This window comes from Cupriavidus sp. OV096 (genome assembly GCF_900115455.1).
Lineage (GTDB): Bacteria > Pseudomonadota > Gammaproteobacteria > Burkholderiales > Burkholderiaceae > Cupriavidus.
On the sequence record NZ_FOWM01000002.1, the window covers coordinates 233,417 to 255,701 of the forward strand.

A 22,285-nucleotide genomic window follows, 5' to 3' on the forward strand; every position below is an offset into this window, starting at 1 on the left:
CGCCAGGCGATCTTGCATCGCCCAACCGAACCGTCTTCCATGTCCCAGAAAGGCCCGACCGCCCTGCTGCTGATCCTGCTGCTCGTCAACGCGCTGCTGCTGGCCGCCGTGCTGGGCGGGTTCGGCCCGGACCCGCTGGCTGGCTGGATGGAAAGCCCGCGCGAGCCGCAGCGGGTGTCCCAGCAGGTGCGCGGCGAGCGGATGCGGCTTGAGCCGCCTGCCGATACCGCCACTGTACGCCCGGCCCCGGGCGCTCCGGCAGGCTCCCCGCGCGGCGCGCTGACGCCCACCCCCGCCGGCACGGTCTCGCTGGCCGTGGCCCAGCCGGCCCCGCGCGCCGATGCCTGCTTCGAGATCGGCGGTTTCTCGGCCCAGACCGTGGCGCGGGCGCGTGAAGACCTCGCCGCCATCGCCGCCGGGGCTTCGCTGCCGGTGCAGCAGTTCGAACGGACCGAACAGGTGCGCTGGTGGGTCCACCTGCCGGCCCAGCCCACGCGCGAGAACGCCGACCGCAAGCTGGCGGAGCTGAAGCGCCGCAAGGTGACCGATGTGTCCGTGGTGAGCAACGAGGACGATGAGGCGTCGTCGGCGTCTTATACCGTGTCGCTGGGGCTGTTCCGGGAGCGCGAGCGCGCCGACCGCTTCCTCGAATCCCTGCGCGCCCAGGGCGTGCGCACGGCGCTGATTACGGACGCGCCGCGGCCGGTAGCGCGCCAATGGCTGCGCGTGACGTCCTCGGACGATGCGGTGCGGGCAAGGATGGATGAAGTGCGCCTGCGGTATGGCGCGGAGTCGCTCCAGGCGTGCCGCGCCGGCACGCAGGCGCGCGGCGCGAAACAGCCCGGATCGGGCGCCGAAGGTTGAACAGCGAGGCTGATCAGCCCTGCTGGCGCACCTTGGTCAGCAGCTTGGTGGTGGAGCGGTCGTGCAGGAAGGGGATGGCGTAGGCCTGGCCGCCCCAGCTACGGACGAGGCGGGTTTCCTCGAGGGTGTCGATGTCGTAGTCGCCGCCCTTCACATAGATGTCGGGGCGCACCAGGCGGATCAGCTCCACTGGCGTCTTTTCGCGGAACATCGCCACCAGATCGACCGAGGTCAGCGCTGCGAGCAGCGCCATGCGGTCCGACTCATGGTTCAGCGGGCGGTCATCGCCCTTGCCCAGCATCTTCACCGAACCGTCGCTATTCACGCCCACGATCAGCGCCGCGCCCAGCTCGCGCGCCTGCGCGAGGTAGGTGGCGTGGCCACGGTGCATGATGTCGAACACGCCGTTGGTGAAGACCAGCGGGCGCGGCAGGGCGGCCACGGCGGCGCGCAGCGCGGCCGCGTCGTCAGCGGGAACGAGCTTCGATTCGAAAGCGGGAGCGGTCATTGAACGGCGTGGGTCGCGGGGATCAGGCCGGTTGCTGGCCTGCTGCCACGAGGCTGGCGTTCAGTTCCTTGCGGTAGCGGTTCAGTTCCTGCACGGTGTCGAACGTGCGTTCGAACAGCAGCGACATGTTGTGCAGGATGCGCTCGATCACCTTCTTTTCCCACACTTCGTCGAAGCGGATCTGCTCGTCGAGCCAGTGCTCGAGCCAGTCCGGGTCCGGCAGGCGGGACTGCACGGTGTCGTTGGGGAACAACGCCTTGTTCACGTGCAGGTTGGTCGGGTGGAGCGGCTTTTCCGTGCGGCGGGCCGAAGCCATCAGCACGCCGATCTTGGCGAAGGCGGCGCGCGCGGAGTCGCCGAACTGCGCCAGGTACTTCTTCATATAGCGCAGGTAGGCGCCGCCATGGCGGGCTTCGTCCTGCGACAGCGTGCGGTAGATGTGCTTGATCACCGGCTCGGTGTGCCATTCGGCAGCACGGCGATACCAGTGGTTCAGGCGAATCTCGCCGCAGAAGTGCAGCATGAGTGTCTCCAGCGGCGGGGCCGGATCGAACTCGAAGCGCACGGCATGCAGTTCTTCTTCCGTCGGCACGAGGTCCGGGCGGAAGCGGCGCAGGTACTCCATCAGCACCAGCGAGTGCTTCTGTTCCTCGAAGAACCAGATGCTCATGAACGCCGAAAAGTCGGAATCGTGGCGGTTATCGCGCAGGAACATCTCCGTGGCCGGCAGGGCGGACCATTCGGTGATGGCATTCATGCGGATGGTCTTCGCCTGGTCGTCCGTCAGCAGGCTGGGGTCGAAGGAATCCCAGGGGATGTCCTTGTCCATGTGCCAGCGGACCGATTCCAATGATTTGAACAGTTCGGGGTAGAGCATGGTAAGCCTTTGAAATTACGGGCGGATTCTACCAGATGGGAATTATTCTCGAATCTTTTCTCTAGTTCCTTTTTAGTGCGATTACTAGGGATTGCAACAGACGTTGCCCTTTTCTTGCGCTGTGCCGGCTGAGGAACCAGCGGGGCTGGCCCCAGGAAAGTGGACGAATTGCGACCTGAGAGGCCGAAAAGCGACGCCGGGACGGCTGCTCAGGGGGCTAGTAGGGCGTCAGCGCGGGATCGGTGGCGCGCGCGGTGGCGTGGCCGGTTTCGGGCACCACGCCATAGAGGAAGGCCGCGATGCCGTCCGCCTCCGCTGCGGCATCGCGCTCGCCCAGCGCCAGCAGGGCCTGGGTGAATTCGGGCTCGAACAGCAGGTAGCTCGCGAACGCGGCGCCGCGCGCCTCGGTACCGCCGAGCGGGGCGAGCATCGCGCGCACCGTGCGCGGCAGCCGGTGCACATGCTGGGCGGCGATGGACTCGATCGGTTCGCTCGGAGAAATCGTCATGACTTCCACCGGGCGCCAGCCGTCGGTCTCGCCGGCAGCCTCGGGCATGCGCGCGAGCAGCCGGTTGATGTGCATCAGCCGCTCGATGTCGGCCTGCAGGCCATCGAGGAAGATGCTGGCCAGCGCCTGCCCGCCCACCTGCGCGAGCGACGGATAGCCGCCGGACGGCACGGTATCGAACCAGCCCGGCCGCGGGCGCGACGCCGCGCCGATGGCCAGGATGCGCGACGCGCCGAGGTGGATGGCCGGCGAAAGCGGTGACATCTGGCGCATCGTGCCGTCGCCGAACCACTCGTGATGACCTTCGATCTCGAGCGGCACGGCCGGGAACAGGAACGGAATCGATGAGGAAGCGAGCAGGTGGTCCACGCCAATCGGCGCTTCCACGGCCAGCCGCTGGTTGCGCTGCCACGGGTGGATGCGCCGGTGCGACTGGTAGAACGTGACATGGCGGCCGGTGCTGTACGACAGCGCGGTCACGGCGAAGGCCTGGAGCACGCCGGCGTCCAGGCTGGCCTGCACGCGGCCGGGTTCGAACAGCTCGGTCAGGAAGCTGTCGAGCGGGGCGCTGTCGAACAGCGCGCGCGGGGCCTGGCGGGTGATCCAGCCGAACGCCAGCGACGAGAGCCAGCGCGCGCCCGAGGCACCCACGCCCAGCACGCCGGTGCGATAGACGTCATCGGCATGAATGCCGTGCCAGAGCGCGGCGAGGCGGTCGGTGGCGGCCTGGAAGTCCGCGGCGCCCACCGCCATGCCGGCGCCGTTGATCGCCCCGGCCGAGGTGCCGGTGACGATGCCGAACGGCAACGGGCAATGCCCGAGCCCATGCCGCGTGGCGATGCGGGCGATGCCGGCCAGTACGCCGGCCTGGTAGGCCGCCCGCGCGCCGCCGCCCATCATGACCAGCGCCGTGCGCTGGCGCTGGCTGGCGCGGAGGGCCGGGTCGGCGTGCGTGACGCTCACAGGCGGCTCACTCGACGCTGTCCTTGGGGGTGCCCGGCGCGGCGGGTGCCTTCGCGGCGGGCTTTTTGGTCGACGGCTTTTTCGTGGCGGACGTCTTGGTGGCGGGCTTCGCAGCCTTGGTGGCAGCCTTCTTCGCGGCGGGCTTCTTCGCCGCCGCGCGCTTGGCCGCCGGCTTCGGGCTTGCCTTGCCGTTCGGGGCAGGATTGTCCCGTGCGGCGGGCGCCACGCCCTCCGCGCCCGGGGCGGCCGTCCCACCCATGCCACCCATCGCGCCGAATCCGCCCAGGTTGCCGAACGGCGCTGCGGTGGCCGCCGTCGCGCTGCCTGCGATCTGGCTGAACTGTTGCTGGAGCAGGTCCCACCACAGGCTCGCGTTGGGCGGCAGTGGGGCGGGACCGGCGGATTCGGGCGATGGGGCGGCTTCGGGTTCCTCGCCCTCGGCGGCTCCGGCGGTCACTTCAGGCGGCGCGTCGAAGTCCTCGTCGTCCTCGGCATTGGCCGCGTCGGCTTCCGCTTCGGAGACGGTCTCGGAGGCGGGGGACGGACGGAACGGGTGCGGCGGCGAGGTGCTCGGCGCGTTGGCCGCGCGCGCCACGTTCTCCATCGCCGTCTGCATGGCTTCCGGGGAGAGCGCGTTGCCGAAGGTTTGCAAGGCCACCAGCGTGGCGCGCTGTACCTCCAGCCCCTGGATGGTGGTGCGCAGCAGGCTCGCGTTCAGTTGCAGCCAGCCTTCCACAGCCTTCAGGTCGTGGATGCGCTTGTCGACCTCGTCGAGGTCCATCGGCGGGGTCATCGCGCTCAGGCCGGGCATCATGCCGCCGCCCGGCAGGCTGCCGCCGGCGCTCCAGATGCGGCGCAGGAATTCGAAGCCATTGGTGAAATCGGGGATCTGTCCGAACATGGTCGCGCGCTCTCCGTGGGGGGGCCGCCAGGGCCGATCATTCCACCTTGGCTGGCCGGTTACTGGAATTCAGGCGGCCGCTTCTGGCGCAGGCTCGCCATGCCTTCATGTACGTCGGGGCCGCCAAAGCCCATGAATTCGAGTGCCAGCGAGGTATCGAACGCCGGGCCGGCCATGCGCAGCCAGTTGTTCAGCGCGTACTTGGTCCAGCGGATGGCCGTCTGGGACCCCGTCGCGAGCCGGTTCGCCACCTCGAACGCCTTGGCCACCAGCTGGTCTTCGTCCACTGCCAGCGATACCAGGCCAATGCGCTCGGCCTCCTCGCCGCTGAGCGACTCGCACAGCATCAGATAGTACTTGGCCTTGGCCATTCCGCACAGCAACGGCCACACGATGGCGGCGTGATCGCCCGCCGCCACCCCGAGCCGGGTATGGCCGTCGACGATCCGCGCGGTCTTGGCCGCAATCGAGATGTCGGCCAGCAGCCCCGCCACCAGCCCGGCGCCCACGGCCGGGCCGTGCATGGCCGAGACGATGGGTTTGTCGCAATTGATGACGTTGTAGACCAGGTCGCGCGCTTCGTGCCAGACCCGCGTGCGGGTGGCGAAGTCGTTGGCCATCTCCTCGACCAGGGACAGGTCGCCGCCAGCCGAGAAGCCGCGCCCTTCGCCCCGGATGATGGCGACGCGGATGTCCGGATCGGCGGAAATGTCGCGCCAGATCTCGGCCAGCTCGCGGTGCATGCCGGCGTCGGCGGTGGCCAGCTTCTGGTTGGCGGACTGCGCCGCGCCCATGATGACCTCTAGCACGGGGCCGTGGCGGCGCAGCGTCAGCGACGCGTAGCGCGCCAGGCGCGGGGAGAGGGTGGTGTCCGGGGTCTCGGGGGTCTCTGCGGTCATGGGGCGGCTTCCGTGGCAAGGGAGGGTTCCGCCGGCATGGGATCAATTGTCCGACCGGTCGGTCGGACAATTATAGGCACATTGCGCGTCAGCGCGGCGCCACGAGCTGGTCGATGGCGCCGAAGATCGACTGGCCCTGGGCGTCGAGCATCTCGATGCGCACCGCATCGCCATATTTCATGAACGCGGTGACCGGCTGGCCGCCCTCGATGGTCTCGATCATGCGTTGCTCGGCGATGCAGCAGTAGCCCTTGCTCCGGTCCACGTTCGAGATGGTGCCCGAGCCGACGATGCTGCCCGCGCGCACGTTCCGCGTCTTGCAGATGTGCGCGATGAGCTGGCCGAAGTCGAACACCATGTCGGTGCCGCAGTCGGGCGCGCCCACCTTCTTGCTGTTCCAGTGCACGGTCAGCGGCCGGTGCACCTTGCGGTCGTGCCAGGCTTCGCCCAGTTCGTCCGGCGTGATGGCCACCGGCGAGAACGCCGTGGCCGGCTTGCTCTGGAAGAAGCCGAAGCCCTTGCCCAGTTCGGCCGGAATCAGGTTGCGCAGCGAGACATCGTTGGCCAGCATCACCAGGCGGATGCCTTCGCCGGCCTGCTCGGGCGTGGCGCCCATGCGCACGTCGCCGGTAATCACGGCCACCTCGGCCTCGAAGTCGATGCCGAACGCCTCGCTGGCGCAGACGATGTCGTCCTGCGGGCCGAGGAAGTCGTCCGAGCCGCCCTGGTACATCAGCGGATCGGTCCAGAACTCGGGCGGCATCTCGGCGCCCCGCGCCTTGCGCACCAGTTCCACATGGTTGACGTAGGCCGAGCCGTCGGCCCACTGGTAGGCGCGCGGCAGCGGCGCCATGCAGTCCTTCGGCTGGAACGGGAACGGGTGGCGGGCGCGGCCGGCGTTCAGGGCATCGTAGAGGTCCTGGAGCTGGGGGGCGTGGAAAGCCCAGTCGTCGAGCGCGCGCTGCAGCGTGCCGGCGATGTCGGTGGCGAAGTGCGCGGTCTTGAGGTCGCGGGAGACGACCACGAGCTGGCCGTCGCGCGAACCGTCCTTCAGGGTTGCGAGTTTCATGGGGGTGCGGGCAATCGTCGATGTGCGGTGGCCGGTAGTCTACCGGACCCGGGGCGCCGGGCCGCCGGCTGCCGTATAGAATGGCCGGCAACGCCGCTTCCACCTTCGCCCCGCATGACCGCACCCGACGATTCCCGCCTCGATGACGCCGCCGATCCTTCCAATGAGGACGATGGCAAGCGCGCGGGTATCCAGTCGATCGAGGTCGGCTTCCGGCTGCTCCAGGCGCTGGCGGCCTCGCCGCGCGCGATGATGCTGCGCGACCTGGCCGCCGCCGCCGACATGCCGCCGGCCAAGGCCCACCGGTACCTGGTGAGCTTCCAGCGCCTTGGCGCGGTGGCGCAGGACGCCGTGAGCGGGCGCTACGACCTCGGGCCGTTCGCGCTGCAACTGGGTCTGGCGGGGCTGAACCGGCTCGATCCGGTGCGCAAGGCGCGGCCGGTGCTGTCCCAGTTGCGCGACGAGATCGACCAGACCGTCGGCATCGCCGTGTGGGGCAACCACGGGCCGACCATCGTCCATTGGGAAGAATCGAGCCATCCGGTCAGCGTGAGCCTGCGGCTGGGCGATGTCATGCCGATGCTGAACTCGGCCACGGGGCGGCTGTATGGCGCCTACCTGTCGCGGCGCCAGACGCTGCCGCTGATCGAACGGGAATTCGCTACGCGCGGCGCCACGCCGCTGCCGGACATGCCCGCCTCGCTGGCCGACTACGACGCGATCTGCGCCGAAGTGCGCGCCCAGGGCGCGGCGCGCACGCGCGGCGGCGTGCTGCCGGGCATCAACGCGATCTCGCTGCCGGTGTTCGACGCCAACGGGCATTTGTCGATGGCGCTGATTGTGCTCGGCGCGCAGCGCGTATTCGATGCAGAATGGGGCGGTTCGGTGGACCGCCGCGTGCGGGACATCGCCCGACAGATCTCTTCGGAACTCGGATACCTTGGCGCAAGCCACTCGGCCGGACCCGCCGGCCACCCCTCGCGATAGCACGAAGCCACGCAGGCGACTCAGGCGGCGCTGGGTCGCGGTGATCGCGGTCGTGGCGTGCGTGGTGATTGCGCACCTGCTGGTGCTGCTCGGGCTGCTGCGCATGCCGCTGCCGGGCTTGCCCGAGATCAGCATTCCGCCATCGATGGAGGCGATGCTGCTGCCGCCGCCCGCCCCGCCTGCCCCGGCCCCGCGCCCCCGGCCCCGCCCGGTGCCCAAGACCCAGCCTGCCCCGCAGCCCCAGCCCGCCCCGGCCGAGCCCCAGGCGGCGCCGGACCTGGCCACGACGCCGTCCGGCGAGACCGGCGCCGTGACCGGCACCGGCGGGGAGGGTGCCGCGCCAGCCGGCGCCACCGCCACCGCCACCGCCGCGCCGGCCCCCCCGGCCCCGCCCGCGCCGGCATCGCCCCAGTACAGCCCGCCGCCCTCGGCCACCATGCATTACTCGAGCTACGTCAACGGCGTGCAGAACCCGGACGGCCTGATCCGTTGGGAGCAGGACGGCGGCCACTACCGGTTGGTGGTGGAGACGCGCGTGCTGTGGTTCCGCTTCGTGTTCCAGAGCGCCGGCCAGATGGGGCCGGGCGGGCTGACCCCGCTGCGCTACGAGGAAGCCCGCCGCAGCAAGAAGGAAGTGGCGCGCTTCGACCCGGCCGCCGGGCAAATCGTGTTTGAAACGCGTGGCGGCCAGGTGCCGATGCCGCAGAACTTCCAGGACCGCTTCAGCGTGTTCCTGCAACTGGTCGGATGGGTCGCCGCCGACCCCCAGCGCTATGCCGCGCCGGGCGTGACGGACACCTTCAATGTGGCCGATACCCGCGAGGTGGAGCCGATGCAGGTGCAATACGTGGGCGAGGAGACCATCGAGATCGGCGTGCACGGCATGGTCACGACGAAGCACTTCGTGCGCCTGCCACGGCATCCGGGCGATAAACGGCGCGTGGAAGTGTGGCTGGCGCCGGCGCTGAAATGGCTGCCGGCGCGCCTCCGTCAGACGGAACCCGATGGCACACAGATTGATCTCGTCTATCGTAGTACTGAGGGACGATGAGAATGATTCGTGCTGTGACACCCCGGAGACCGACATATGGCTGACACGACCCCCCGACGCATACGCACTGGCGACGTGGACCTGCAAGTCCGCATCGATGGTTCGGACGGCCCGTGGGTGGTGTTGGCGCACGCGTTGGGGGCGAATCTGTCGCTCTGGGACGACACGGTGCAGCATCTGGCGCCCCGTTATCGCATACTGAGGTACGACCTGCGCGGCCATGGCGGCAGCGATGCCCCGATCGGGTCTTATACGATGGCGCGACTGGCCGATGACGTGGCCGCGCTGATGGACGCCCTCGAGATACCGCAGGCGCATTTCTGCGGGGTGTCGGTGGGCGGCATGATCGGGCAGACGCTCGGCGTGCGGCATGCGGAGCGGCTGCTGTCGCTGACGCTGGTCGACACGCACGACCATACGCCGATGACGGCGCACCCGATGTGGGCCAACCGCATCGGCCAGGCCGAGGCCCATGGCATGGCGGGCATGGTCAACGCCACGCTGGCGCGGTGGTTGACGGCCGGATTCCGGGAAGCGCATCCGGAGCCGGTCGAGAGGATCCGCAGGATGCTCCTGGGGACGCCGGTGGAAGGCTACGTCGGGGTGGCGCAAGCCATCGTGGCCTTCGACCTCTCGGAGGCCATCGGCCGGATTCATTGCCCCACGTTGGTGATCGTGGGCGAAAACGACGAGGGTGCGCCCGTTTCGATGGCGCAATCCATTGCCAGCAAGATCCACGGTGCGAAGCTCGAGGTATTGCCCGAGGCCGCGCACTTGCCGTTCCTGGAACAGCCGGAACGCTTTTTCGCGGTGTTCGATGCGTTCCTCGGCAATGCGGCATGTGGCGGTCAATGCGACGTGCCGTAGTAAGAAGCTGAAAGATTTTGGAATACAGAACTGCTCGGCGCTCAAGAAACTTGCGTGCGGCGCCGATGCCCAACCTAGGAGGGCAGCAATTGCACGCAAGGTTTCGTCCGGCAGCAGAACTTGAATTACGGACGACTACCCTCAGCTTGGAGGTGAAATCGCGGCATTCACGCCGGTTTACGCCGGAAACCGCAATAATCCGCGGGATTGTCGCCAACCATGACGCCAGGAGGTAGCGCAATGCAAATGATCTACAACAGCGACAATTACTGCATTGTCGAGTTTGGAGCAGATGTCGAGCATGCGCCCCTTGCCTCGGGCGGCTACGAAATCGTCGACAAGAACCTGAAACGCGAAATTTTCCTCGGTGGCCATATGGCCGAGACCTTCCGCGCCGACGTGACGCGTCTGATCGAGAGCGAGCCATCCGTGGAAGAGGTGGATGAATTCCTCGGCAAGTTCGATACGGTGATGAACAACCCGCTGGTCATGCACTGATCCCGGCACCGTCTGCCACACCGCGATACGACGACGCCCGCGCAAGCGGGCGTTTTTCATGGTGGGGGCGGGTCAGCGGCGTTGTCAGTACTGTTCCCACGGCAGCCCGTCGTGGCGCCAGCCATTCAGGGTATTGCGATGCCGCTGCGGGTCCAGGTCGCCCTCGAAGCCGTGCAGGACGTTGTACACCGTGGTGAAGCCGGCGCCTTCCAGCGCACGCGCCGCCGCCGTGGAGCGGTTGCCGCTGCGGCAGATCAGCAGCACCGGGCGGGCCGAGGCATGGCCGGCCAGTTTCTTCACCGCCTGGACGAAATGCGGGTTCACCTCCCAGTCCGGCCCGTCGTTCCAGGGCACGTTGTGGGCGCCCTGCGGATGGCCGACGAACAGGTATTCCATCTCGCTGCGGCAGTCGATGAACAGCGCATCGGGGGCGTTGTCGAGCAGGGCGCGGGCGTCGGCGGGACTCAGGTGTTGCATGCGGATGGCCGGTTGGGGCGGGTTAGGAACATGTGCGGTGGCGATTACGTCTCCCAGTGTAGGCGGCCACGCCCGGCACTGACAACCCGGGTGCGGCGCGGAATAGCGGGGATTCCGATGTCCTTTCTGCCCGCAATGCCTTGATCACCCTGATAAAATCCCGCTCTTACCCAAAATTCGGCAGTCTTCCGCCCCCAGCCCCGTCATGAGCGCCACTCCCACACCTGTCCGTCCGTACACGCGGGCCGCCAACCTGCCCCGGTTGCTGCGCGACCGCATCCTGATCCTGGACGGCGCCATGGGCACCATGATCCAGCGCTACAAGCTTGGCGAGGCCGACTACCGCGGCGCGCGCTTCGTGGACCATCGCATCGACGTGAAGGGCAACAACGAGCTGCTGCTGCTGACGCGCCCGGACGTCATCAGCGAGATCCACGAGCAATACCTCGCCGCCGGCGCGGACCTGATCGAGACCAACACGTTCGGGGCCACGCGCGTGGCGCAGGAAGACTACAAGATGGCCGATCTGGCCTACGAGATGAACGTCGAGGCCGCCCGCCTGGCGCGCGCCGCCTGCGACAAGTTCAGCACGCCGGAGAAGCCGCGCTTCGTGGCCGGCGCCTTCGGCCCCACGCCGAAGACCGCCAGCATCAGCCCGGACGTGAACGACCCCGGCGCGCGCAACGTCACGTTCGAGGAACTGCGCCATTCCTACTACGAGCAGGGCAAGGCGCTGCTCGAGGGCGGCGCCGACGTGTTCCTGGTCGAGACGATCTTCGACACGCTGAACGCCAAGGCCGCGCTGTTCGCCATCGACCAGTTGTTCGAGGACACCGGCGAGCGCGTGCCCGTGATGATCTCCGGCACCGTGACCGACGCCTCGGGGCGCATCCTGTCCGGCCAGACCGTCGAGGCGTTCTGGAACAGCCTGCGCCACGCCCGGCCGATCACCTTCGGCCTGAACTGCGCGCTGGGCGCCACGCTGATGCGCCCGTACATCGCCGAACTGGCCAAGGTGTGCGATGCCGCGGTGTCCTGCTACCCGAACGCCGGCCTGCCCAACCCGATGAGCGACACCGGCTTCGATGAAACGCCCGAGGTCACCTCGTCGCTGGTGGAGGAATTCGCCGCGTCCGGGCTGGTGAACCTGGTGGGCGGCTGCTGCGGCACCACGCCCGAGCACATCGCCGCCATCGCCGCGCGCGTGGCCAACAAGGCGCCGCGCGCCTGGCCCGGCCAGTACCGCGACGACACCGCAACTGCCACCACGGCAGCCTGATCCATCGCCCGCCCCACACAAGACACATAGCCTTCCCATGAGCCAGCAAAACCTGCCCCCGCGTCCGATGCGCCTCTCCGGCCTGGAGCCGTTCACCATCGACGACGACACGCTGTTCGTCAACGTGGGCGAGCGTACCAACGTCACCGGCTCCAAGGCGTTCGCGCGCATGATCCTGAACGGCCAGTTCGACGAGGCGCTGGCCGTGGCCCGCCAGCAGGTGGAGAACGGCGCGCAGATCATCGACATCAACATGGACGAGGCCATGCTGGATTCGAAGGCGGCGATGGTGCGCTTCATGAACCTGATTGCCTCCGAGCCGGACATCGCGCGGGTGCCGATCATGATCGACTCGTCCAAGTGGGAGGTGATCGAGGCCGGCCTGCAATGCGTGCAGGGCAAGGCGGTGGTGAACTCGATCTCGCTCAAGGAAGGCGAGGAGCAGTTCCGCCACCACGCCGGGCTGATCCGCCGCTACGGCGCCGCCAGCGTGGTGATGGCGTTCGACGAGAAGGGCCAGGCCGACACCTTCGCGCGCAAGACCGAGATCTGCAAGCGCAGCTACGACCTGCTGGTGAACGAGCTGGGCTTCCCGCCCGAGGACATCATCTTCGACCCGAACATCTTCGCGGTGGCCACGGGCATCGAGGAGCACAACAACTACGCGGTGGACTTCATCGAGGCCACGCGCTGGATCAAGCAGAACCTGCCGTACGCGAAGGTGAGCGGCGGCGTCTCGAACGTCTCGTTCTCGTTCCGCGGCAACGACCTGGTGCGCGAGGCCATCCACACCGTGTTCCTGTACCACGCCATCGCGGCGGGCATGGACATGGGCATCGTCAACGCCGGCCAGCTCGGCGTGTACGACCAGCTCGACCCGGAACTGCGCGAGCGCGTGGAAGACGTGGTGCTGAACCGCCGCGACGATGCCACCGACCGCCTGCTGGAAATCGCCGACCGCTTCAAGGGCGGCGGCGCCAAGCGGGAAGAGAACCTGGCCTGGCGCGGCACGCCCGAGCAGCCGGTGACGGTGGCCGCGCGGCTGGCGCACGCGCTGGTGCACGGCATCACCAACTTCATCGTCGAGGACACCGAGGAGGCGCGCCAGGAGATCTTCGCGCGCGGCGGTCGCCCCATCGAGGTGATCGAAGGGCCGCTGATGGACGGCATGAACGTGGTCGGCGACCTGTTCGGCGCCGGCAAGATGTTCCTGCCGCAGGTGGTCAAGAGCGCGCGGGTGATGAAACAGGCCGTGGCGCACCTGCTGCCGTTCATCGAGGAAGAGAAGCGCCTGGTGGCCGAGGCCGGCGGCGACGTGCGCGCGCGCGGCAAGATCGTCATCGCCACGGTGAAGGGCGATGTGCATGACATCGGCAAGAACATCGTGTCGGTGGTGCTTCAGTGCAACAACTTCGAAGTCGTGAACATGGGCGTGATGGTGCCCTGCAACGAGATCCTGGCGCGGGCCAAGGTCGAGGGCGCCGACATCGTCGGGCTGTCCGGCCTGATCACCCCGTCGCTCGAGGAAATGGCCTATGTGGCGTCCGAGATGCAGCGTGACGACTACTTCCGCATCAAGAAGATTCCGCTGCTGATTGGCGGCGCCACCACCTCGCGCGTGCACACGGCGGTCAAGATCGCCCCGCACTACGAAGGCCCGGTGGTCTACGTGCCCGATGCCTCGCGCTCGGTCAGCGTGGCCTCCAGCCTGCTGTCGGACGAAGGCGCCAAGAAATACCTGGATGACCTGCGCGTCGACTACGACCGCATCCGCACCCAGCACGCCGGCAAGAAGGCCACGCCGATGGTGACGCTGGCCCAGGCACGCGCCAACAAGACGCCGGTGGACTGGAGCGGCTACGTCGCGCCGAAGCCGAAGTTCATCGGCCGTCGCGTGTTCCGCAACTACGACCTCGCCGAACTGGCGAACTACATCGACTGGGGTCCGTTCTTCCAGACCTGGGACCTCGCCGGAAAATTCCCGGACATCCTCAACGACGAGATCGTGGGCGAGTCTGCCCGCCGCGTGTTCTCGGACGGCAAGAGCATGCTGGCCCGCCTGATCCAGGGCCGCTGGCTGACTGCCAACGGCGTGATGGCGCTGCTGCCGGCCAACACGGTCAACGACGACGACATCGAGATCTACACCGACGAGACCCGCACCAAGGTCGCCCTGACCTGGCACAACCTGCGCCAGCAGAGCGAGCGCCCGGTGGTGGACGGCGTGCGCCGCCCCAACCGCTGCCTGGCGGACTTCATCGCCCCGAAGGACAGCGGCGTGGCCGACTACATCGGCCTGTTCGCGGTCACGGCCGGCATTGGCGTGGACAAGAAGGAGGCCCAGTTCGAGGCCGACCACGACGACTACAGCGCGATCATGTTCAAGTCGCTGGCCGACCGGTTGGCCGAAGCCTTCGCCGAATGCCTGCACGCGCGCGTGCGGACGGACCTGTGGGGCTACAACGCCGGCGAGACGCTGAGCAACGACGAGCTGATCGCCGAGTCGTATCCCGGTGTCCGCCCGGCGCCCGGCTATCCGGCCTGCCCGGAGCACACGGTCAAGGGCGCGATGTTCGAGTTCCTCGATGCCGCCGAGATCGGCATGGGCATCACCGAATCGCTGGCGATGACGCCGGCGGCCTCGGTGAGCGGCTTCTATCTCGCGCATCCGGACGCCACGTACTTCAGCGTGGGCAAGATCGGCCAGGACCAGCTCGACGACATGGTGGCGCGCCGTGGCGAAGACCGCGCCACGCTGGCACGCGCGCTCGCGCCGAACCTGTAACGGGCCTCACCACTGCTTACAGGGCATTACAAGTCCTCACAGACCGCGCCGGAAAGACTCCTTAGACTGAGCCTCAGTTCACGTGACACCGCGTGAATGCCGCGACGAATGTTTCGTCGCGGAGCATTCCAGAATAGGAGTCTCTTCCATGAACAAGCTGCTGATCTCCCTGTCCGCCCTGTCGATTGCTGCCGCTTCCTCCGTGGCGATGGCCCAAGGTACCGGCGTCACCGCCGGTGCGCAAAACGGACTGGGCGCCTCGGTGAACGCGCCAGGTGTGAGCGCGGGCGCCAACGCATCGGGCGGCCTGAGCACGCAAGGTGGCGCCGCCACGACGAGCGCGCCGACGGCCGCCGACAGCAAGGCGGACCTCGGCGCCCATGCCGGTGCCGAGGCTGGCACCAAGGCCGAGACCAAGTCGAAGAGCAAGCAGGGCAGCCACGCCAAGGCCAAGAGCAAGAAGGGCGAGTCGAAAGACGGCGTGACGCCGCTCGGCGCCAATGCCGGGGCGGGGGCGGACGCCGGTACCAAGATCCAGTAGTCGATCGCTATCCCAGCGCTCGGTGTCCGGCCGGGGCCGGGGCGGTACCCTCCAGGCCGCCTCACCCCCAGGCCGGGGCGCAGGACGCGGGATGCATGACCAGAACGGGCGCTTCGGCGCCCGTTCTGGCGTTCTGGCGCCTTGACGTACTTGTGTGCCGGGCGCCCGATTTGGCGCAGTGCAGCACGCTTGTGCCGTGGCGCATCATGTCAGCCTGACACTGACATATTTGCTGCGGCGCCGGCACTACAATGCAGAAACCGGCGCGGGCCGTGTTTCTTCAGCCCGGCCGGCCCCTCACCGTGGGAGACACCGATGATCCGCGTCTTGATCGCCGACGATCATGAGATCGTTCGCGCCGGTCTGCGCCAGTTCATTTCAGAGGAACCCGACATCAAGGTGACGGGCGAAGCCGCCAGCGGCGACGAAGTGATGGCGCAGTTGCGCGACAGCGAGTTCGATGTCCTCGTACTCGACATATCCATGCCGGACCGGAACGGCATCGACGTACTCAAATTGATCCGGCAGCGCCTGCCCAACCTGCCGGTGCTGATCCTGTCCACCTATCCGGAAGACCAGTACGCGATCAACCTGATCCGTGCCGGCGCGTCGGGCTACCTGACCAAGGAATCGGCGCCGGACGACCTCGTCAAGGCGATCCGCACGGTGGCCCAGGGCCGCCGCTACGTCAGCCCGACCGTGGCCGACCTGCTGATCGGCGGGTTGGACAAGCCGACCGAGCAACCGGTGCACCAGACCCTCTCCGAGCGCGAGTTCCAGATCTTCTGCAAGCTGTCGCGCGGGCAGTCGGTCTCGGTCATCGCCGACGAGCTGTTCCTGAGCGTGAAGACCGTGAGTACCTATCGCTCGCGCATTTTGGAAAAAATGGGCATGAAGACCAACGCCGACCTGACGTACTACGCCATCAAGAATGGCCTGGTGGAGTAGCGTCCCGTCGTCCCCAGTCAGCAAACAGACCTTTTTCCCCGCCCCCTATCGCACCATGCCGGAGCAAGCCACGGCCTCCTCGACCCGATCGCTGCGTGTCCTCCTGATCGAGGATTCCGCGGTCCTGCGGGGCATGCTGCTGGAATACCTGACGGCTTTCCCGTTCGTCGAATCCGTGGACTGGGCCGATACCGAGGCCATGGCCATCCGGCTGGCCGCGAGCGGGCACTATGACGTGGTGATCGTCGACCTGCAGCTCAAGCAGGGCAACGGCATCAACGTGCTGCGCGAGATGCAGCGCGCCGGGCTCTCCGGCATCCGCATCGTCTACACCAATCATGCGCAGGTCTCGATGTACCGCCGCCAGTGCACGGAGGCCGGGGCCGACTATTTCTTCGACAAGTCGCTGGAACTGGAGCAGGTGTTCCGCGTGATCGAGGAATACGCCACCTCGGCCTGACGGCCGCGGCGCGACTTCGGCCTGACGGCCTACAGCTCGGCTTCCTTCTCTGCTTCCTCCGGCGGCGCCAGCACCGATGTGGTGAGCGGCACCTCGACGCGCACGCTCACGCCCTGGCCCGGCGCGGAATCGATCTGCATCGTCCCGCCCAGCGCCAGCACGCGCTGCTCCATCCCCAGCAGGCCATGGTGGCCGGCCGTGCTGCCGGCGTCGAAGTCTGGCGGCAGCCCCTTGCCATCGTCGCGGATGGTCATGGTGAGATGGTCGTCGGTGCAGGCCAGCGCCACGGACACGTGGCGCGCCTCGGCGTACTTGCTGGCGTTGGTCAGCGATTCCTGCACGATCCGGTATAGCGCGATGGCCGCGCTGTCGCGCAGCGGCGGCAGGGAATCGGGTAGCTCCACGTCGGTTTCCCACTGGTTGCGCGCGCCGCCGTCTTCCACGGACTGGATGATGGCCTCGCGCAGGCCCAGGTTCAGCAGCACGGTGGGGCGCAGGTCCTCGATCAGCTGGCGCTTGATCTGGATGCCCTGGTCCACGTGCAGCATCACGCGGGTCAGCTTGTCGCGGGCCTCGGGGTGGGTCTCCTGCACGCGCATGCGCACCCAGTGCAGGTCGAGCTTGATTGCCGTCAGGATGGCGCCCAGTTCGTCGTGGAGTTCGCGCGCCAGCCGGGTCTTCTCGTCCTCGGTCACGCGCTGCAAGTGGGCCGCCAGCGCGGAAAGCTGCCGCGTGCGCGCGCGCACCTTGCGGTCGAGCCGGGCGCTTTCTTCTTCCAGCTGGATACGGGCCGCCTCGGCCATCGACATCCGGCGCGAATGGCCGAGCCCGACCGTCACCAGCAGCAGGATGTTGATCGCCGTCAGCAGCCCGATGCCGTAGCGCGAGAGCTGGAGGTCATGCTCGGCGGCCTCCAGGTTGTGCGTGACGGTGCCGGACTCGCGCACCTGCAGCTGCTCCAGCCCGCGCCGGGCGGCTTCCATGGTCTGGCGGCCGAAATCGGTGCGGATCAGGTCCATCGCCACGTCCACATCGCGCTTGCCGTAGACCAGCGTCAGGGCCATCTCGTTGAGCTTGCGCGTGACGAACTGGGACGCCTCGCCAAACTGGCGCAGGCCCTCGGCGTCGTTGGCGTAGTGCTGGCGGATGCGCGCCATCAGGGCGTTGATCTGCGGCAGCGCCTTGTAGTACGGCTCCAGGTAGCTGTCCTGGCCGGTCAGCAGGAAGCCGCGCTGGCCCGCCTCGGCATTGACGAGTTCGCCCATCAGCGCGCCCAGGTCGCTTTGCAGCTGCTGGGAGCGGATGGCCTCGGTATAGCCCTCGCGCAGGCGCAGGTTGCCCGTCTCCGAGGCAATCAGGACGGCCAGAGTCAGCACGATGCCGCCGGCGAGCAGCAGGGTATTTCTGAGAAGTAGGGAGTGCTTGGCCATCACGAATACCAGGAAATACCGGTTTGGGCGGACGCGCGGGCGCACGTGCGGCCATGGAATCACATCGACATGGCAGGGTCAATCGTACAGACGGCCCCCGAGTGGCGCACCCGGTGCGGCGCGGTGTGCATTGTAGGACTTGGCTGACACGGGAATCGGTCGGGGGTCGGTGTCTGGCGCCGGGGCATGACCCTACGATGAGGCTATGAGCTTGCGCACCGTGGCGCAAGCCGGGCGCACCGCAGCAACCGGGGTGCGCCCGCTAACCTCGGGAGACTGGCCATGCTGCATTACGCACTCGTTTTCTTCGTTGTCGCGCTGATCGCGGCGATCTTCGGCTTTGGTGGCATTGCCGCCGGTGCCGTCGAAATTGCCAAGATCCTGTTCTTCATCTTCCTGGTCGTGGCGCTTGTCACCTTCGTGATGGGCCTGATCCGCAGAAGGTAAGGGGCACGCACGCGGCACGCGCCCACGCCGGATCGGCCGGCGGGCGCGGTGCTCAGTACCCCGAACCGCAATGAGGAGTCCCTATGCTCACGCAGAACCCCAAAGTCCGGAAGGAAATCAATCACTTGCATGACAGCGCCGATGCTGCCGTGCGCCAGCTGAAACATGCCGCCCGGGATACCCGCGACGCGGCGCGTGACGCCGCCGTACCGGTTTCGGGCGAGGTCAAGGCCCTGATCGCCCAGCTCCAGCAGACCATCGACGTGCTCACGCACGAGGGGTCGGAAGAGGGCCTGGCGGCCGGCCGCCGCCTGCGCATGCGGGCCAACGAGATGGCGGAACGGATTCGCGCCCGGGGGACCGATGGCATGCACTGGGCCCGGGAACACATGGATGAAGCCGTGGATCACGGCCGTGCGCGCGTGGCCGAAAGCCCGCTGAAGGCGGTGGGGATTGCCGCGCTGATCGGCGCCTGTATCGGGTTGCTGCTGGCGGGACGCCGCAGCGACGAGTAACCGAATATCCTGGCCCGGCACGCCGGGCCTGTACCGTTTTACCCCTGCAGCAAAACCCCCTTTCCGGATATATCCCTGATCCGGGACGCCCGGCACCTCGATGGTGGCCGGGCATTTTTTTGCCTGTTTTTTGCCTGTTTCTTGTCGACTACGGCCCGCGGGCCGTCAGACGCCCCACATCACGTTGGCGCCTTCCCGCTCGGACGCGCGCAGCATGTCCAGGAACGGGTAGGCGCGCTGGCCCAGGTGGAGGGGTTCTTCCTCGTCCTCGTCGCGGGCGTCGGAGTGGACAGAGGTATCGGCGGGGTGCACCTTCTTCGCATCCTGCACGGCGGCCTCGAGTTTCTTGATGGCGCGCGGGAGTTCCTCGGACGTGATCACCCCGCGCTCGCCCATGTGCTTGCCGATGATGCCAAGCAGCGTGAGGGCAAGATCCTTCATCATGATCAGGTCCTGCGCCGCGTGGGATTTGAAGGTGATCAGCATGATGTTTCCTTTCACGAGTGACGAAGTTCCGCACAAGCCGCGCGGCACGGTCGCATGATGTCAGCATAGCACCTGATAAAATTCCGCGTTTCCCGATTTCCGGTGCCGGTCACGCGACGCGCGGCGCACTTGCCGCAACGCCTCCGGACCGTTCATCGCTCTCTTTAGCGCCTTCAGGGCAAAGACATCCATGCTGCCTGTTCAGACCTCCAATCTTGCCGCCGCGTTCACTGACGCCGTGCGCGCGCTCGCCCCGGCCGACGCCGCCCTGCCCGCCGTCACCTTCGAGCGCCCCAAGGTGGCCGCCCACGGCGACCTGGCGTGCAATATCGCCATGCAGGTGGCCAAGGCGCTCAAGAGCAATCCGCGCGAACTGGCCCAGAAGATCGTCGCCGCCGTGCAGGCCGACCCCCGTGCCACGGCGATCGTCGCCCAGGCCGAGATTGCCGGCCCCGGCTTCATCAACCTGCGCCTGACCCCCGCCGCCCGCGCCGACGTGCTGCGCGCCGTGCTGGCCGAAGGTGATCGATTCGGCGCCCGGCCGGCCGGCGAGCATGGCCAGGTGCTGGTGGAGTTCGTCTCCGCCAACCCGACCGGGCCGCTCCACGTCGGCCACGGCCGCCAGGCCGCCCTGGGCGACGCGCTGGCCAACCTGCTGGCCTGGAACGGCTGGGCGGTGCACCGCGAGTTCTATTACAACGACGCCGGCGTGCAGATCCAGACGCTGGCCATCTCGGTCCAGGCCCGCGCGCGCGGCCTGAAGCCGGGCGAGGCCGGCTGGCCCGAGTCCGCCTACAACGGCGACTACATCGCCGATATCGCCGCCGACTTCCTGGCCGGCAAGACGGTGGCTGCCAGCGACGGCGAGCCGGTGACCGCCTCGGGCAACATCGACGATATCGACTCGATCCGCAAATTCGCGGTGACCTACCTGCGTAACGAGCAGGATATCGACCTCCAGGCCTTCGGCGTGAAGTTCGACCGCTACTACCTGGAGTCGTCGCTGTACAGCGATGGCCGCGTGGAAGGCGCCGTGCAGTCGCTGGTGGCCAAGGGCAAGACCTACGAGAGCGAAGGCGCGCTGTGGCTGCGCACCACCGACGACGGCGATGACAAGGACCGCGTCATGAAGAAGACGGACGGCACCTACACGTACTTCGTGCCGGACGTGGCGTACCACACCACCAAGTGGGAGCGCGGCTTCGCCAAGGTCATCAACGTGCAGGGCAGCGACCACCACGGCACCATCGCCCGCGTGCGCGCCGGCCTGCAGGGGCTGGACATGGGCATTCCCCAGGGCTACCCCGACTACGTGCTCCACAAGATGGTCACGGTGATGAAGAACGGCGAGGAGGTGAAGATCTCCAAGCGCGCCGGCTCGTACGTGACCGTGCGCGACCTGATCGAGTGGAGCAACGGCGGCGACGAGACCATCCGCGGCCTGCTGGACGCCGGCGTGGCGGATTGGCCCGCCCATTTCACGCGCGGCCGCGACGCCGTGCGGTTCTTCCTGCTGTCCCGCAAGGCCGACACCGAATTCGTGTTCGACGTGGACCTCGCCCTGAAGCAGAACGACGAAAACCCGGTGTATTACGTGCAGTACGCCCACGCCCGGATCTGCTCGATCTTCGAGGCCTGGGGCGGCGCCGGCTGGGAAGCCCGCCTGCCGGAACTGGCCGGGGCAGACCTGGCCGCCGTGACCGCCGCGGACGTGAGCGCCCAGGCCATCGCCCTGGGCCGCCGTCTGGCCGAGTTCCCGGACATGCTGGCGGCTGCCGCCGGCGAGCTGGCGCCCCATGCGGTGGCGTTCTACCTGCGCGACCTGGCCGGCGACTTCCACGCCTTCTACAACGCGGACCGCGTGCTGGTGGACGACGAGGCGGTCAAGCGCGCCCGGCTGGCGCTGCTGGCGGCCACGCGCCAGGTGCTCAAGAACGGCCTGGCCGTGATTGGCGTCTCGGCGCCGCAACGCATGGACCGCGAGCCCGCCGCCAACTGAGCCGCAACGCCCCTGTGACGGATTCTTGGGCCACTTTTCAGAGTGGTCTCAATCGTGCCTGCCGGGACAGGCCCTATAATCCCCGGCAACACCGAAGAGGACTTCATGCAACAGCAACGCAAGCGCGCCGCGCGCCCAACCCGTACCCATGTCCGGATGCAGCGCGGTGGTACGTTCCTGGGCCTGGTGCTCGGGCTGATCGTCGGCCTGGCCATCGCCGTGGTGGTGGCCCTGTATATCACCAAGTCGCCCGCGCCGTTCCAGCAGAAGGGCGCCAACGGCAATGCCCAGCAGCGCCCGAGCGAGCCCGGCAACGTGGCCACGCCGCTGCCGGCGCCGACGCAACCGCAGCAGCAGGCCGAGGGCCCGAGCGACCCGAACCGGCCGCTGTGGAGCAAGACGCCGGCCAAGCCGGTGGGCCAGCCCGACGGGCAGCCGGCTACCCCGGCGCAGCCGCCGGTGGCGACCACCCGCCCGGCTGACCAGCCCGCCAACGGCGCGGCCAGCGCCGCCAAGCCGGCCGATGCCTCGCGTCCGGCCGAAAAACCCGCCACGCGCCCGGCCGAGAAGCCGGTAGCCGACCCGATCGCCGAGATCGCCCAGGCTGACGCCAACAAGGTGGGTTACCTGCTCCAGGTGGGCGCCTTCCGCTCGCAGGACGACGCGGACCGCCAGAAGGCCAATCTGGCCATGCAGGGCTTCGAAGCCAAGGTCACGGAGCGCGATGTCAACGGCGTGAAGATGTACCGCGTTCGTCTGGGGCCGTTCAACCGTATCGAGGACATGAACCGGGCGCGCGACCGCCTGCAATCGAACGGTTTCGAAGCTTCGGTGATCCGCTTTACAAAGCAGTAACATGGCGGGCGGCGCCGCGGAGGAACCGGGCGCCGCCGCACTTGTCTTACCGGTCGGCTCGCTGCGTGCGG

23 protein-coding genes are annotated in these 22,285 nt (G+C 67.9%); 14 read left to right on the plus strand and 9 right to left on the minus strand.

Annotated elements, in window-relative coordinates:
• Positions 1-39 precede the first annotated feature (39 nt).
• On the plus strand, positions 40-864 hold the full coding sequence (locus BM115_RS05005; RefSeq protein WP_092291279.1) for an SPOR domain-containing protein: 825 nt from the start codon (positions 40-42) through the stop codon (positions 862-864).
• A gap of 13 nt (positions 865-877) precedes the next feature.
• Here the strand turns inward: BM115_RS05005 and rfaE2 are convergent, their stop codons facing one another.
• The 6 genes from rfaE2 to BM115_RS05035 form a co-directional block, all read right to left on the minus strand.
• Positions 878-1,372: a D-glycero-beta-D-manno-heptose 1-phosphate adenylyltransferase gene (gene rfaE2 / locus BM115_RS05010; RefSeq protein WP_092291281.1), complete on the minus strand. Its 495-nt coding sequence runs from the start codon at positions 1,370-1,372 to the stop codon at positions 878-880.
• 22 nt (positions 1,373-1,394) lie between these two features.
• Positions 1,395-2,249 carry a ferritin family protein gene (locus BM115_RS05015; protein WP_092291283.1) on the minus strand — a complete coding sequence of 285 codons (855 nt, stop codon included), beginning with the start codon at positions 2,247-2,249 and terminating at the stop codon, positions 1,395-1,397.
• A 217-nt stretch (positions 2,250-2,466) separates the two neighbouring features.
• Positions 2,467-3,657, minus strand: a complete 1,191-nt coding sequence (locus BM115_RS05020; protein ID WP_092292085.1) for a patatin-like phospholipase family protein — start codon at positions 3,655-3,657, stop codon at positions 2,467-2,469.
• 70 nt (positions 3,658-3,727) lie between these two features.
• Positions 3,728-4,621, minus strand: a complete 894-nt coding sequence (locus BM115_RS05025; protein ID WP_092291285.1) for a PhaM family polyhydroxyalkanoate granule multifunctional regulatory protein — start codon at positions 4,619-4,621, stop codon at positions 3,728-3,730.
• A 59-nt stretch (positions 4,622-4,680) separates the two neighbouring features.
• Positions 4,681-5,520 (minus strand): enoyl-CoA hydratase/isomerase family protein, encoded by an 840-nt coding sequence (locus BM115_RS05030; RefSeq protein WP_092291287.1) that lies wholly within the window; start codon positions 5,518-5,520, stop codon positions 4,681-4,683.
• Between the two features lie 88 nt (positions 5,521-5,608).
• A complete protein-coding gene (locus BM115_RS05035; RefSeq protein WP_092291289.1) occupies positions 5,609-6,589 on the minus strand; it encodes a fumarylacetoacetate hydrolase family protein in 981 nt (326 codons plus the stop codon).
• A gap of 114 nt (positions 6,590-6,703) precedes the next feature.
• Between BM115_RS05035 and BM115_RS05040 the strand changes: the two genes are divergently transcribed.
• The 4 genes from BM115_RS05040 to BM115_RS05055 all read left to right on the plus strand — a co-directional run bounded on the left by BM115_RS05040 (position 6,704) and on the right by BM115_RS05055 (position 9,992).
• Positions 6,704-7,576, plus strand: coding sequence for an IclR family transcriptional regulator (locus BM115_RS05040; protein ID WP_092291291.1), 873 nt, complete (start codon positions 6,704-6,706; stop codon positions 7,574-7,576).
• A gap of 40 nt (positions 7,577-7,616) precedes the next feature.
• The gene (locus BM115_RS05045) at positions 7,617-8,627 is read left to right on the plus strand and encodes a DUF3108 domain-containing protein (RefSeq protein WP_369823456.1); all 1,011 of its coding nucleotides are present in this window, start codon (positions 7,617-7,619) and stop codon (positions 8,625-8,627) included.
• 36 nt (positions 8,628-8,663) lie between these two features.
• On the plus strand, positions 8,664-9,494 hold the full coding sequence (gene pcaD / locus BM115_RS05050) for a 3-oxoadipate enol-lactonase (protein WP_092291293.1): 831 nt from the start codon (positions 8,664-8,666) through the stop codon (positions 9,492-9,494).
• Positions 9,495-9,734: 240 nt separating this feature from the next.
• On the plus strand, positions 9,735-9,992 hold the full coding sequence (locus tag BM115_RS05055) for a BTH_I0359 family protein (protein WP_092291295.1): 258 nt from the start codon (positions 9,735-9,737) through the stop codon (positions 9,990-9,992).
• An 84-nt stretch (positions 9,993-10,076) separates the two neighbouring features.
• On the opposite strand, the gene BM115_RS05060 is transcribed toward BM115_RS05055, so the two are convergent.
• Complete coding sequence (locus BM115_RS05060; RefSeq protein ID WP_092291297.1) at positions 10,077-10,469, minus strand: rhodanese-like domain-containing protein; 393 nt, start codon at positions 10,467-10,469, stop codon at positions 10,077-10,079.
• Positions 10,470-10,674: 205 nt separating this feature from the next.
• Between BM115_RS05060 and BM115_RS05065 the strand changes: the two genes are divergently transcribed.
• The 5 genes from BM115_RS05065 (at position 10,675) to BM115_RS05085 (ending at position 16,482) form a co-directional block, all read left to right on the plus strand.
• Positions 10,675-11,748: a homocysteine S-methyltransferase family protein gene (locus tag BM115_RS05065; RefSeq protein ID WP_092291299.1), complete on the plus strand. Its 1,074-nt coding sequence runs from the start codon at positions 10,675-10,677 to the stop codon at positions 11,746-11,748.
• 37 nt (positions 11,749-11,785) lie between these two features.
• Positions 11,786-14,533, plus strand: a complete 2,748-nt coding sequence (metH, locus tag BM115_RS05070) for a methionine synthase (protein WP_092291301.1) — start codon at positions 11,786-11,788, stop codon at positions 14,531-14,533.
• A 148-nt stretch (positions 14,534-14,681) separates the two neighbouring features.
• Positions 14,682-15,074, plus strand: coding sequence for a hypothetical protein (locus BM115_RS05075; protein ID WP_092291303.1), 393 nt, complete (start codon positions 14,682-14,684; stop codon positions 15,072-15,074).
• 315 nt (positions 15,075-15,389) lie between these two features.
• Entirely contained in the window at positions 15,390-16,022 is a 633-nt protein-coding gene (locus tag BM115_RS05080; protein ID WP_061956399.1) for a response regulator, read from the plus strand.
• A 55-nt stretch (positions 16,023-16,077) separates the two neighbouring features.
• Positions 16,078-16,482, plus strand: a complete 405-nt coding sequence (locus BM115_RS05085) for a response regulator (protein ID WP_092291305.1) — start codon at positions 16,078-16,080, stop codon at positions 16,480-16,482.
• A 29-nt stretch (positions 16,483-16,511) separates the two neighbouring features.
• Here BM115_RS05085 and BM115_RS05090 read toward each other — a convergent pair whose 3' ends face one another.
• Positions 16,512-17,912: a CHASE3 domain-containing protein gene (locus BM115_RS05090; protein WP_092292089.1), complete on the minus strand. Its 1,401-nt coding sequence runs from the start codon at positions 17,910-17,912 to the stop codon at positions 16,512-16,514.
• Positions 17,913-18,194: 282 nt separating this feature from the next.
• Here BM115_RS05090 and BM115_RS05095 point away from each other — a divergent pair, with 282 nt between their 5' ends.
• Both BM115_RS05095 and BM115_RS05100 read left to right on the plus strand, forming a co-directional pair.
• Complete coding sequence (locus tag BM115_RS05095; protein WP_092291307.1) at positions 18,195-18,359, plus strand: DUF1328 domain-containing protein; 165 nt, start codon at positions 18,195-18,197, stop codon at positions 18,357-18,359.
• Positions 18,360-18,442: 83 nt separating this feature from the next.
• A complete protein-coding gene (locus BM115_RS05100) occupies positions 18,443-18,874 on the plus strand; it encodes an ElaB/YgaM/YqjD family protein (RefSeq protein ID WP_092291309.1) in 432 nt (143 codons plus the stop codon).
• A 165-nt stretch (positions 18,875-19,039) separates the two neighbouring features.
• On the opposite strand, the gene BM115_RS05105 is transcribed toward BM115_RS05100, so the two are convergent.
• Entirely contained in the window at positions 19,040-19,360 is a 321-nt protein-coding gene (locus BM115_RS05105; RefSeq protein WP_092291311.1) for a DUF1840 domain-containing protein, read from the minus strand.
• A 190-nt stretch (positions 19,361-19,550) separates the two neighbouring features.
• Between BM115_RS05105 and argS the strand changes: the two genes are divergently transcribed.
• Both argS and BM115_RS05115 read left to right on the plus strand, forming a co-directional pair.
• Positions 19,551-21,359, plus strand: coding sequence for an arginine--tRNA ligase (gene argS / locus BM115_RS05110; protein ID WP_092291313.1), 1,809 nt, complete (start codon positions 19,551-19,553; stop codon positions 21,357-21,359).
• A gap of 105 nt (positions 21,360-21,464) precedes the next feature.
• The gene (locus BM115_RS05115; RefSeq protein ID WP_092291315.1) at positions 21,465-22,214 is read left to right on the plus strand and encodes an SPOR domain-containing protein; all 750 of its coding nucleotides are present in this window, start codon (positions 21,465-21,467) and stop codon (positions 22,212-22,214) included.
• The last annotated feature ends 71 nt before the right edge of the window (positions 22,215-22,285 follow it).